Source organism: Campylobacter concisus, assembly GCF_002913945.1.
Classification (GTDB): Bacteria; Campylobacterota; Campylobacteria; order Campylobacterales; family Campylobacteraceae; genus Campylobacter_A; species Campylobacter_A concisus_P.
The window spans coordinates 1-13,573 of record NZ_POZK01000015.1 but is presented as its reverse complement, the minus strand read 5'-3'; the positions used below and the strand labels follow the sequence as shown (position 1 = coordinate 13,573).

Annotated in this window: 9 protein-coding genes and 1 pseudogene; 2 read left to right on the top strand and 8 right to left on the bottom strand. The window is 32.7% G+C overall.

The features are described 5' to 3' along the window. Positions 1-39 precede the first annotated feature (39 nt). Genes CYP64_RS02380 through CYP64_RS02350 form a run of 8 tightly spaced genes read right to left on the bottom strand, consistent with a single transcriptional unit; the run spans position 40 to position 9,313 of the window. Positions 40-1,209: an HP0729 family protein gene (locus CYP64_RS02380; protein WP_103648538.1), complete on the bottom strand. Its 1,170-nt coding sequence runs from the start codon at positions 1,207-1,209 to the stop codon at positions 40-42. Positions 1,210-1,219: 10 nt separating this feature from the next. Then, positions 1,220-1,504 (bottom strand): hypothetical protein, encoded by a 285-nt coding sequence (locus CYP64_RS02375; protein WP_103648537.1) that lies wholly within the window; start codon positions 1,502-1,504, stop codon positions 1,220-1,222. Continuing rightward, positions 1,501-3,624, bottom strand: a complete 2,124-nt coding sequence (locus tag CYP64_RS02370) for a dynamin family protein (protein ID WP_103648536.1) — start codon at positions 3,622-3,624, stop codon at positions 1,501-1,503. The genes CYP64_RS02375 and CYP64_RS02370 overlap by 4 nt, the downstream gene beginning before the upstream one ends. Beyond that, entirely contained in the window at positions 3,596-4,393 is a 798-nt protein-coding gene (locus tag CYP64_RS02365; RefSeq protein WP_103648535.1) for a hypothetical protein, read from the bottom strand. The genes CYP64_RS02370 and CYP64_RS02365 overlap by 29 nt, the downstream gene beginning before the upstream one ends. Next, positions 4,390-7,794: an ATP-binding protein gene (locus tag CYP64_RS02360; protein ID WP_103648534.1), complete on the bottom strand. Its 3,405-nt coding sequence runs from the start codon at positions 7,792-7,794 to the stop codon at positions 4,390-4,392. Before CYP64_RS02360 ends, CYP64_RS02365 begins: the two co-directional genes overlap by 4 nt. 54 nt (positions 7,795-7,848) lie before the next feature. Further along, positions 7,849-7,992 carry a hypothetical protein gene (locus CYP64_RS09945; protein ID WP_181001673.1) on the bottom strand — a complete coding sequence of 48 codons (144 nt, stop codon included), beginning with the start codon at positions 7,990-7,992 and terminating at the stop codon, positions 7,849-7,851. Positions 7,993-8,001: 9 nt separating this feature from the next. Continuing rightward, positions 8,002-8,613, bottom strand: coding sequence for a hypothetical protein (locus CYP64_RS02355; RefSeq protein WP_103648533.1), 612 nt, complete (start codon positions 8,611-8,613; stop codon positions 8,002-8,004). Further along, positions 8,606-9,313: a hypothetical protein gene (locus tag CYP64_RS02350; RefSeq protein WP_103648532.1), complete on the bottom strand. Its 708-nt coding sequence runs from the start codon at positions 9,311-9,313 to the stop codon at positions 8,606-8,608. Before CYP64_RS02350 ends, CYP64_RS02355 begins: the two co-directional genes overlap by 8 nt. Positions 9,314-10,105: 792 nt before the next feature. On the opposite strand from CYP64_RS02350, the gene CYP64_RS02345 reads away from it, so the two are divergent. Further along, positions 10,106-11,302, top strand: a complete 1,197-nt coding sequence (locus tag CYP64_RS02345; RefSeq protein ID WP_103648531.1) for an ATP-binding protein — start codon at positions 10,106-10,108, stop codon at positions 11,300-11,302. Between the two features lie 9 nt (positions 11,303-11,311). After that, a pseudogene (locus CYP64_RS02340) lies at positions 11,312-13,573 on the top strand (PhoH family protein); the annotation flags it as partial.

Sequence of the window (13,573 nt, the reverse complement as noted above, 5' to 3'; positions counted from 1 at the left end):
TTTGGTTTGACAGGTTGTGTCAAATAGTAAAGCGATACTTTATTTTACAACCCTTGATGTTTCACATTTTCCAGCCTCTGCCCTAGCCTTGACCACTTTAGCTAGCACGCTCTCACAAGCCACGCCTATTATCTTTGCTCTTAGCTTAGTTACGTCGACATGGCTAGGGGCTTTGGCATGCACGGTTTCGTTTCGCAAATCTTGAAGATCGGTTATGACCTTAGGCAAGGTTCTAGTCACGTAGCTTTGTAGTAGATTTCCTTCAAGCGCATCCTGGATGAGGCGTTGTTTAAAAAGAAATTTATAAGTACCTAAATTTGGCTTGTTTTCAAATATGTCGCTTACCGTAAAGCTCGTGCCTTGCACTTCGTATGGGATATTTAATATAGACGGCTTTATCTTTGCAAGCTGATCCATGAGAACTTTAACGAAAGCATAAATCTCTTGTTCCATAGTTTTTGAGTATTTGACTACTACAGAGCTAAAATCATACAGCGGATTGGCAATGTTACTCAGATACTCTATCTCTGCGGAGATGATATTTTCTATGCTATCTGGGTGCATTAGATTTATTAAACTTCGCCCGAAGCAGTAACAGATCAAATTTCGTTTTATCTCTAAAAACTCGGCGCTTTTATACACGTCGGGATAAAATTTGCCCTCATCTTCAAAATAGAGCATCTCTTGCTTCATCTTTATGATTAGAGGATAAACGTAAGCGTTGCCGTAGACTGCGTAAGTATGACTGCTTACGGTAAAATTTGCCAAGTAATCGTCCCTAACGCACTCAAAGTCGTTTCTAACTAGCTCTCTTATGTCGCTTATGATAAACCACTTTTCTACATCGAGTCTTTTTTCTTTATAATACTCGGGCGCTATCTCGCTCATATCTTCATCGGTTACGGCAATAACTTTTGCGACGAATAAATTTGAATAGTCGGTCAAGAATAGTTGTAGATATTTATCGCCCTCAAGGTTCTGGGGAGCCAGATTTGATATTTTAGAGCTTTGGGCTTTTGGGCTTTGATTGCTTAAATTTAAGCTCTCGTAAATTTTCTCAAGCTCGGCTTCGTGAGAGTTTATCATATCTCGCCGCTTGCTTTTTATCTTACCGAAGGCTACTTTGCCTTTGGAAATGAGGATCTTAAGGTGTTGCTCGATGACGCCCTCTTGATAGTATGGGTTGTAGAGGATGAGGATGTTAAACACTCTAACTCCATTATTTTAGAAAATTTTTGATCTTTTTAATCAAATCAGGAAAAGTATTTAAAGCAGGATTTTTTAAAAATTTTTCTAGCTCAGCTATATCGGACTTTTCGATTGCTTCATCTATCAGTTTTTCATAAGCTTTATGCCTATACTTATCATCTACAAAGCCGCGGCTGGATTGAGATGACTTACTTCTACTTTTTTTTACGGCAAAATAAACGACTCCACCAATTATCACCAAAACTATTCCGCTAAGTAAAAATTTAGCTCCAAGTGATAGCCCAACCTCTGTCATTTTGTCTCCTTATTTAGATTTAGTTTTTTTAGCTTTATTTGATTTTCTTTTAGTTTTTTAGCACTTTCTTGTATGTCTCGTTTAAGCTCATCGATCTCTAAAATCTTGTTTCGTCTAAAATTAGTAAAAATAGAGTTTACATCTTCTGTATATTTTTTTATGCTACCTTCATATTGTGAAATTTCTTGCTCCAAAAACTTATCTACACTATCCTTGATATTTTCATCAAGCATACTTTTAAGCTTTTTACCTTTTAATTTTATAATATGCCTTTCTCTTTGCATGGTTACTTCTTTTTCGCCAAATAGCTTTTTTGCTATGTCCCAATCTTGTATAAATTCAAATCTAGTATCCGCTATAGTTTTTGTTCTTTTTTTAATGTACTCACTAGATAAAACAGACCGAGGAACGCTCATTTTTGTTTCAGTAATAGAAGCCAAATTTAACTTCAATAGGTTTGAAGTATCTAGTTTAATATCAAGAGCTTTTGAGAGTTGTTGATTGAGTATATCTTTCGTTTGTACAAATTTATCTACAGCAAATCGCCTAAAATCAAAACATATTTCCTCTACTTCGGATTTAATATCAAGATAGTTGGCTTTGCATTCCTCTAAAAGCTCACCTGTATAATCTTGTATAGCTTTTGAAAATTTATCGTCTTCATTTTTGTCGCTTTCGTATTTCTCTTCTTCATCCAAATTAACATTGCCATATATTAGCGGATCTTTAGCTATCTTTTTTGCAGATTTGAAATCCGAGCCACGCATTAGTTCCATTACAAAAGCCATCACCCTTCTCGCTATCTCATCGGTTTTATCCAGCATTGTTTTTTGCATTTGGCCATGCACTGCTTCTTTTAGCTTTAAAATAGTATTCTCTTTATTTGTTTTAAGATGTTCATTTAAGTCGCTTTGCAACTTTTTAGCATCATGCTCCAAAAAATTTTGCGCTTTCTTTACTTTTTGCTCCGCTTCTTCCTTTGGCTTTTGTAAAACAGTTATGTTTCTTTGTAGTTTTTCTCTTTGCTCGAAGTAAATGCTTTGTATTTCATTATCTATGGCTTGCAAAAAGTTATTTAAAAACTTTGTCATTATGAGTTCATTGATATCTTTTTCAAGCCTATTAAAACCAAGATAGGTTATAAGCCTACTTTCCCACTCGTCTTCATCAAATATCTCTTCAAAATAATCTTCTTTGAATCGCCGTAATTTCTTTTTATCATCGTAGCCATTGCTTTCGTCTCTATACAAAAGCCCGTACATTGATGAAACAGGATATACATCGGCATTGTTTATGCCGTGATTGTTTGCGGCTCTCTTAATTTCTTGCATCCTTTGCTCTTCATTTTTAAACCATACCTCTTTTTTTAATCTACAAAGTTCACTTTTATCTTCTACTTTTTTAAGCTCTATAAAATTGTCGTCAAATGCCTCATCTATTTTATTTAGAATGAATAGTACTTTAAAATTTTTGTCATTTTCACACTTTGCCTTTACGGTGTGCCAAAGCCCTTGCTCATCGCTAGTTAAATTTGCTTGAGCTTGACCATAATCAAACAAAAATAGAGCCAAATTTGCTTCTCTTAAAACGTTTCTGGTTTGGTTTTTGTGTTTTTGTGAGTAATCGGTCCCATTTGAATTTGGTCCAGGCGTATCTATAAAGATAATCTCAAGTTCATCGTTTGCATCCGCTTTTATACATTTGAAAGGATAGTAAAGTTCTATCTTTTCAACATTTTTATATTTATAGTCCCCACAATCTTCATCCTTTTTGGCATATTGCTTTATTTCGTCGGCTAAATTCTCTTTTATTTCTATTGTTTCCTTACCGTCTGAAAAATATATAACTGCTCTTTTTTGGATACCTTCTTTAGAAAATATATAAGTAGCACAATCGGTCGTTGCCTTAGTTGAAGTCGGCAAAATATCGGCTCCAAAAAGAGCATTTATAAAAGTCGATTTACCGGCACTCATATTTGCAACTACCGCTATTTTATATTGTTGTGATTTTAGTTCTGATTTGATCTTACCAAGCTTTTGCGTACTATCTTGATCTGGATACTCTTTAAAATATTCTTCCAGTTGCTCAATATCATGCTGCAGCATTTGTTTTGTTTTCATATTTACCCTTTGCTATTTGGATTTGTTGATCTGCGATATTTTCATAAGCACCTGCCACTTTAGATTGAAATTTGCCATCTGGATTTTGTAAGTCTATTGATGGAATCTTATTAATCTTGTAATTTTCCTTACCATTTAATTCAGTTACGGCTACCTCACTACCATTTGAATCTACTTTCGCAATTTCTATTTTTAGCTCGCCGTCTATCTCTTTAAGTCTAAAAATTCTTGCACGATATCTATCTTCATTTACCATTTCTTTTATGGTAGCATAGTCCTTATTGTCAGGATTAGCTTTTTGCAAGGCATCAAGTTTAGCTTGTATCCATTCTTTTGACATTTGTGTTCCGTTATTTGTTTCACCAAGCTGTGAAGTGTTGTATTTACTTTCGCAAATTAAAATCTGCTTAATATTGCCATCTTTGTCACGTTTAACATATAGTCCGTCTATGCCGTTGCAACCCACTTCACCTTCAAGCTTTTCCCATCCGGTATTTTGAAAATACCAGTCCATTAACTTTTCCGAGATATTGCCTTTTATTTTATTTATATTGGCATCATTGGCATCTGGCACTTGCTCTTTTATTTTTTCTTTTAATGTATCTTTAGCAACTTCTTGTTGGCTAGTTTCGGCAACATTTGAAATACCAGAATTTTTTAGTTTTTCTTGCAAATCATTCGGAGATATTTTTTTATTAATATCTTCAAAATTGAGTTGTTTTAACTCGTTTAGTTTTAATGCGATTTCTTGTAAGGCTAAATTCATCATATAGTTTCCTTTACAATTTTAATACTTTTTAGTGCAAATTTTAATTGGTTATTTGCAACTCCAAAAACTTTTAATGAAAAAATTTCTAAATTCTTATCAAGCGCATCGTCTGTCGCTATATCGGTCCAAAATTTATACAAGCCACTACTTGTGGTTATATTGTCAAGTACTAGCAAAGTGTAGTCAATCTCATTGGTAGGGTATTTTTTCATATCCTCAAATATACTTTTTATATTTTTATGCATGAATGCTTTTTTAAAAATATCAATACTTTCTATGATTTTATCGCTTTTATTAGAAGTATGTAAAATAGTATAGACAAAGTATTCATAAGCTTGCATATAAGCATCGATATTTCTATAGTATTGGTAGTTTGAGATATAATTTAAATTTAGGAAAACATACAAAATAGAGTAGATATACTCATTTTCTGTTTTATATGCCGGAAATTCCGATTTTAAAATTTCATAAGCTTTTATAGCATTGTTCTTATCAAATATAATAGAGTTTATAAATTTCATAAGTTTTGGCTTTAAAGTATTTAAACTTAAATCTTTAAAATTTGGTTTATCTTCAAGATAGTAGTAATTTTCTAGTAAAAATTCATATTTAAATTTCTTATTATCATCCTCAAAATTTTTATAAAAATTGTTTATATGTTCTAAAGTTGTCGGCTTTTCTTTGAATTCGTCTATTTTTACTAAAAAAGCCTGATGAACATCCCTATTATGGACTATAGCTTCTCCTTTTTTAAGCTCAGCAATATCTAGTATCTGATCTTCATTTAAGTTGGCAGATTTTCCAACTATATTTCTATCTTCTGAATCCATAGTTCTATGTATTATTTTAACATTTGTATTTTTTATTACGTCTGCATGTAACTTGGATACTATTTGATCCGCTACTATTATGCCCTCGCCATAAGACCTAATTTCAGCTAAAATATTAGTAAAAGTTTCTACCGCCTTGCCTCTTGGATTTGCATTTTCTTGATTTGTGCTTGTCGACATATTCGGCAGAAGTCTATGCGCTTCTTCTATGACGGTTATATGTCTTAATGTGTCACTACTACCATTTTCTTCTCGATATTGGTACAGCTTGCTAAGCAAAAGCCCCATCAAGAAAGCTTTTTCGTCATCATTAACGATATTTGAAAGTTCTATTATCGTAGGCTTGGTAAATAGTATGCTGGAATCAAAACAATGTTTAGAATTAAAAATTTTACCTTTAACACCAAGCGTTAAGTTGCCTATCCTGGTTTTAAGAGCAGCCTTTATATTACTACCTATATCCTGATAATACCCAGCCGACTCCGCAACCCCTACAACCTTTTGCTTTAAATCATCCATCGTAGGAAAGAGCAAACTTCTCCTATTGGCATCTGCCCCCAGTATATCGGTAATATATGGATTGCTTTCATTTTGCAAATTCCATCCTCTATCTTCGTATATTTTGTAAATGGCTTCCTCTAATATATAAGGCATCGGACCATACATACCAAAAGCCGAGATAAATGTTGTCTTTAGCATATCTATGTGTTTAGTTAGAGTTGTAGATAAATTTTCTTTTGAATATTCGAAAATAAACGGATTAAACCTAAAAATATCATTTTTAGCGCCGGGTCTAAAAATTTGCAAGCCTTTTATATCGTTTAAAAGATTTTTATATTCCGATTTTGCCGGCTCTATTACTAAAAACGGTATTTTTTGCTCATTTGTCTTTTTTAATATACCTTTAATGGTATTAGACTTTCCGCTACCTGTGGCTCCAGAAACAAAAACATGCGAGTTAATAGCATCAAAACTTAGTTTAAATCTTTGTGAAGTCAATTTTTTCTTATTAGATATATTTCCTATTTTAATACAGTTATATTTATCAAGTTCGCTATCTTGCGTAAGACCAAAGTCTGATATCCTACTAACGCTTACACCATCTATGTCGTTTTTTGGTAGTGCGGATAAAATGGCTAGCTCTTGAGTATTAACTATGCTGTTAAACCCAGCAAAGCTTTGATGAATAGGGTGTAGCACAATATCTTTATCAAAATATAGGCTATTAAAATTTAAAGGATTAAAATCTATGTCATTTAAATTTCTTGTAAACCTTATAGCTTCAAAGTGTGTATCATCTCCGCTATATACGCTTTTTAACGTATGTTCTAGCTCGCTTAAAACGATTTCATCATCGGCTTGGATGTATAAAGATACTTTCCACATACCGTAGCTTAGACCTTTTTGAAACCTCTCTATAAATTTATCTATCATTTCTTCGACATAAATGGCGCTTTTGTTTATCTCATCATAGCTTACAGATACGCCCTTTGTGATGGCATCGCTAGAGTTATTCGATACGCTTTTATTCGTGGCATTATTTATTGATCCGCCCAATGAAATGCCAGCAGTATCATTTTCATTTACTGTTTTGTTTGCAAATACAGTATCTACCATACCTTTTACTCCGCTACCAATTAAGCCGCCACCAGCCATGCCTGCACTAGCTCCCGCCATAGCTCCTGCCGCAATCTCGGCAGATGTTGCCATAGCGGCACCGATACAAGCTCCAGCCAATGCTCCTCCAAAAGTCATAACTCCAGCCAAAACTGTAGTTGCGACGCCAACCGCCTTAGCTGCCGGACCTTTATCGTTATATCCTTTGGTGTGGCTTTTATTTTCAGTTAAGTTTACGCCTTTAGCTTGACTACTTCCTATGGTAAAAGTAAAACCCTCAGTATGAGCTAGGCTATGATTTGCGCTTTTGCTTATTTTTGTTATTTTGTGTATATCGTCTCCCAAATTTTGATAGCTTGATATTATATCTCTTATCACCTCATTACTGTAACTATCAGCAACAAGTATAATCCTAAATTTTTTACCCTCCATAGGGAAAATGATTTTTTCTAAATTTTGTTTATAGTTTTTTTCAGAATCTCTTTTTAAAGATGGAATTCCAAGCATCGCTTTCGTATTTTTAATATCGTCAAGTAAAAAATTTTCACAAATCTGCGTTTGAGAACCAGAGTATATACCATTAAACGTATCATTTAAAAAATCGACTGAATCCTTGGCCGTCCCTATATATAGGCTTACTCCGTTTTTATCTCCATCTATAATATAGGCGAATTTGGATGTTTTTGAAGATACTGCGCTTAAAATTTGTTCAAAGTCTATTAAATTAATATCAGTCTCGTCTTTTTTTCTATCATACGTAATATTTGAGATTTTTATAAAGCCAAGTTCCTGTGGATTTTCTGTCTCAAATTTATCTAGGCTATAGTTTTCATACCCTTGTCTTTCCAAAAAAGCACTTATGCTTTTATCGAGTCTAACTTGAACAGTAGATAATACACTTTCCATGTCCATTGCATTTTTATCGCTGTCCACTTCTAGTCCTTGATTTTCCATCCCTATACCTCCTAAAAATTTTGCTATTTTAGCCTATTTTAAACAAAAACCGACTTAATTCAAGTCGTCCGAATTTGCCTTTTTATAAGCCCTTTTTACGCCCTCTTTCACCGCTGGCAAATAAAGATTTAATGCTAAGAATTTAATGATTTTATACATAGCATATCCAAACAATAAATCTAAAACCATTCTCCACATTTTAGCTCCTTATCCTAGCTTAATTTTTAGCCTTTGAAAGGCTCTTTTGGCTTGTTCGTTTATCTCTTCGCCGTTACTTGTTAAAGTTGTGCAAGAAATAGCGTTTATTACTAGATTATTTAAATTTATAAGCTCCGATAAAAACTGCATTTGAGTATCGTTTAATGAGCTAAAATCGTCGTTTAACGTCGCTATCTCGTTAATAGCGGTAAAATTTACAAGCTCGTTCGCTTGCGATAAAATGCGCGTAAAATCCTTTAAAAGCTCTAAATTCGCCTCGCTTGCATTAAAGTATAAATAATCCTCTTTAAAAGGTGCCGCTCTAAGCGGCGATACGTTTGCTTTTACGTCTTTTATCTCGGATAATGCTTTTTGAAATTCAAAAAATATTTCAAAGCTTTTACTTTTTTCCGCTTCAAAAGCGTAAAATATCTCTCTGATCTCTACCGAAAAATTACCCGCGTCGTCTTTTTCGAAGCCTTTTTTTACGAGCTTTTTTATAAAGCTTACCGAATCGTCTAGCATATAGAAAAATCTTTGTCTATTTTCGTGGTTTTGTAGATACTTTTTAGCTCCGTAAACTCCTGCACTGATAACGGCTGCTAGTGCTAACTTATTCATAGATTTCCTCCTTAAAAAATTTCTTATCATAATATCTTTTATATGCGGTTGCCGTATCTTTAAAAATAGTTGCGATCTCCTTCATGTGCGTAGCCATTCTTAACTCTCGTAGCGCTTTTACTAGGCGATTGTTTAGTTCAATCAACTTGATGACTATTTCTTGCTGTTCTTCGCTAAATTTATCATAGTCGCTCACGCTCTTGTTATAAGACGCGTCTAGTTTAGACATATTGCTTTCTATCATGTATTCCAGCGCGTAATTAATCATCAAATTTAGGTCACACAAAATTTGCAAGTCTTCTTTGGTATCTATAAATAGATATAAAAATTCGTTAAAATTTTTACCGTCTACCTCATTAAATTTTAAAATCTTCTCGCCGCTGATAGATGTGTAAGCAGATTTTAGCTCTGGTAAATTTTCTATACTGGATAGTTTTTCTTGCAATATTTTTAAAGATATAAAAAGATGATTAATGGTTTCATTAAATTTATAACCTTTATCCGTAGCTTTGCCCCCTAAAGGATTATCGTCGGTAAAGCTTTTAAAATTCATTTTGTGCTTGTCTTTTATGCCTGGATCTTTGGCATCGCTTTGAATTTGATCACCTAGAGATAAGTGTGTATCAAATTTATCAATGTATTTTTTAAGTCCGTAACCAGTAGCTGCCAACGCTACTCCGCCTATAATATATCTTAGCATTTTTGTTCCTTTGATTTAAATACGACGGAAATTTAGCATATGGTAGCGACAGGTTATGTCACACAGGTAGTATCGGGGCAATTAACCCATTCCCATATCACCACAAGCCCAGATATCTTTAATATCCTTCCTTTTTATCTTACTTGCGTCTATTTTTATATCTTCGGGAATACGACTTACTACATGCTTTCTAGCGACTTCTTCAAATTCTCTAATTGCATCATGTATCTCTCTTGAAAAAAATGTCTGATTCTCGGATTCTTTGCTGTAAGTTTGTTAACTGTATTTGTATATTCTTTAATTCTTGAGACAAAAAGCTCGTAATTGCATTTACAACTTTGCTAACTCGTTGTTGAACGAATCGTATTCCGCCATATGTGCGGTGGGCCTAAAACGGTATAGCTGAGCTCATGCAAAAGAACAAAAACGCTGAGATATTTGGGCAAGTATATGAACTAGAGGACGATCTTTTTCGCATATAGGCTTTCATAAATGGGCTCGTGAAGTTTTAAAACCTACAAAAACTGATAACTTCCTAAATTCTAAAGAATCTAGCTGAATAGATAAATTTTTATCAATTAGAAAAAGGTGGATATTAAAAGTAATGCTTTAATATTAAGGAACTTAAATTTTAAAAAGAACCCAATAGCACTGCTTTCTCCCGTAGAAAACAAATGCTTATAGTCATTTATAATAAAATACGCTTTTATTTAAAAAACAATCTTGTCTGTATCTTATTACACACATTTTTGTGCTATAATTGTATTGCATTACATAATTCAGGGATAAGCCATGTTAGATCAACTTTTCTTAAAAAGCAATGACCTTATAAGGTTAAATAATCATAAATTCAAAAGATATTTTATAGATTCCAAGGATTTATCTCATAGGCTTATTGTTATCCTGGGACAAAGAGGTATAGGTAAAACAACTACACTAGCTCAGCTTGCCAGTAAAAACAAAGATAGTCTTTACTTAAGCCTAGATGACATAGAGATATCAAATGATATAACCTCAATTATAAGAGAGTTTGTACTAAATGGTGGAAAGCATCTATACCTAGATGAAATTCATAAAAGCAAAGATATATCGGCCGTATTAAAATTTGCCTATGATAACTTTAAAGAGCTAAACATAGTAGCTACTGGCTCGTCTGCTCTTGAAGTGTTAAAAAGCTCTCATGATCTAAGTAGAAGAGCGATCGTATATAAGATGAATGGAATGAGTTTTAGGGAATATCTAGGGCTAAGATATGGTATAAATTTAGAAGCGATTGAGCTTACAAATTTGCTCGCAAGCCATCAGGAGATGGCTGTTGATATTATTAATACTTTAAAACAAAAAGATTTAGTCGTCATTAAGCTTTTTAGAGAGTATCTAAAGGTAGGCTACTACCCATACTATAATGATATGCCAAATGATACTGCCTTTTATAAGACTCTAAGACAAAGCATAGAAGCAACAATAGATAGCGATCTTTTAAGTATATATCCAAATTTAAACGGCAACACAGCAAGAAAACTAAAGATCTTAACTCATGCCATAAGCACAAACGTCCCATATCAACCAAACTACTCAAGCCTAAAATCGCTTGTTGATATAAGGGATGATAGGACGCTAAAAGAGTATCTTGCTATGCTTGATAGTGCCGGGCTTATAAGGCTTTTAATGAAAAACGAGCTTGCTATAAAAAATATGGATAAGGCAGATAAGATTTACCTTGAAAATACAAATTTAATGTATATAAACAGCCCTGATATAGGAAATGTGAGAGAGACGTTTTTTGCCAATCAGCTTGGAAATATCACTGAAATTTACTCGGGCAAAGCCGGAGATTTTATAGTAGGCGAATTTGTCTTTGAAATAGGCGGAGCAAAAAAGAGCTTTGAGCAGATTAAGGATATGCCAAATTCATTTATAGCAGCAGATGATATTGAAGTAGGAGTTGGAAATAAAATTCCACTTTGGCTGTTTGGGTTTTTGTATTAGGATTTATATATGAGTAAAATAAACCAAATAGAACAAGAGTTATCTCAGATAGATGCTTCAAAATTTCACAAATTGATAAACACATATTTATCCAAAAAGTTTTCTTTTATGGTTCATTCAAACGGTACAAAAATAGGCGAAGATAAACCTATTTCAGGGACCCCAGATAGTTTTGTAGCTCTAGAAGATGGGGATTATGTCTTTGTAGAATGTACAACGCAAAAATCGGATATATTGTCTAAATTTTTAAAAGATTTGGAAAAATGTTTTAATGAGGAAAAAACCAATATTAGTATATCTAAAATAAAGAAAATTATTCTAGCTTGCAATTGCGATATTAAGCCTAATGAATTAGAAATTTTACAAAAGTATTGTAATTCAAAAGATAAATTATTTTTTATAGGAATTTCAAGTCTAGCAAATGACTTGTATGCAAACTATTCTAAAATAGCATATGATTTTCTTGGTGTAAACGTAGATACCGTGCAGATATTAGACGAGAGCGATTTTGTTTCGGAGTATGAAAGCGGCGGCTATGCTACGCCACTAAATACGGTACTTTGTTGTAGAGATAAAGAGGTGGCTGATATAGAGCTTGCTTTAAAGGATAGTCAAATAACATTTATAACAGGAAAGGCTGGAGTTGGAAAAACAAGATTAGCAATAGAGGTTGCACCTAAATTTGCTAAGGAAAATGGGTATAAATTTAAGGCCATTTTTAATAGAGGTGTCAATATTTACGATGATTTGATGGCGTATTTTAAAGTTGAAGATGAGAAATTCTTAATTTTTATCGATGATGTCAACAGGATTCATCAAGCACTTGAATATTTGCTTGACTTTTTTAACAAAAAAATTACAAATTCTCAAATCAAAATAGTTGCTACAGTTAGAGACTACGCTAAAGACATTATAGAAAAAGTTCCAAGCAACATTAGTTGCTCAGTTATTGAAATACAATCTATGGACAATATCTCAGTAAGTGAAATCATTTCTAAAAATTTTAAAAATATAGATCCTATACATAACGAAAAAATTTTAGAGATTTCACAAAATAATCCAAGAATGGCTTTTATGGCTTGTAAAATAGCTGAAAATGGATCTTTTGATGCTGTAAATAATGCCTATGATTTATACAAAGAGTATTTTAAAAGTGCTGATAATGATATAAATATTTTTGGTGATATTGACATTGGAAAAATAGTTGCGATAGCAGCATTTTTTAGAGCGATTGACAGGCAAAACGATAAACAAGTAGAAGTTATAAAACAAGCCTTTGGGGTTGATATTGTTTCTATTTGGGATAAAATAGAAAAGCTTCATAGATATGAGATATTTGATATGTATGAAAATAGTGTCGTTAAAATATCAGATCAGATACTAGCAACATATCTTTTTTATAAGACTGTATTTGTGGATAAAAGCCTAAAAATAAATAGTTTTATAGTAAATTTTTTCCTAAACCATTCAGGCAAAATAAGAGATGTTTTAAATCAAATAATGCCAGTTTTTGATATCAATTTAATCTTAAAAGAGCTAAAAGGTCCTGTAGATAGGTTGTGGATAGAATATTCAGATAAATCGTTGTTGTCGGGGCATGATAATAATCCAATAATAGAGTTTATAGAAATTTTTTGGTATCTAAAAGAATCAGAAATACTAGAAAAACTACATGAAGAGATACAAGACTTAGAACAAGAGCATATAGATGTAAATAGTATTGATATTTTTAAAAATGGCGATAACAAATCAAATTTAGTGCTAAAAATACTCTCTTTACTATCCAGAAGCAATGATGAAAGCAACCTAAAGATCACAATAGAATTAATAGTGATGTATCTAAATAAAAAGCCAAATAAAATACATGAAGTTATTTATACTTTGGTAAAAGATTTTGGATATGAGCTTAATAGCTATAGATATGGATACAAAAAAGAAAAGATAGTTATGGATGGGCTTTGGGAACTATCAAAAAATAGCGATACTTTGCTCTTAAAAAGACTATTTATTAGGATCGCCAGTGAGATGTTGGGCACTGACTTTCAAGATGCTAGATATTATGGTAGAACATTCAATTTATACAACTATACTCTTGTTCCGACACAAGCTTTGATTAATTTTAGAAAAACTATATTTGAAAGGCTTGATGAGATCTTTAAAAATAACTGTTTTTTGGCTGACTTGGAAAAATTTATAAATACATACTATCGAAAACCCAATATTTCAAATAGCATAGAAATAATAGAGCAAGATAAAAAATATATAGTAGAT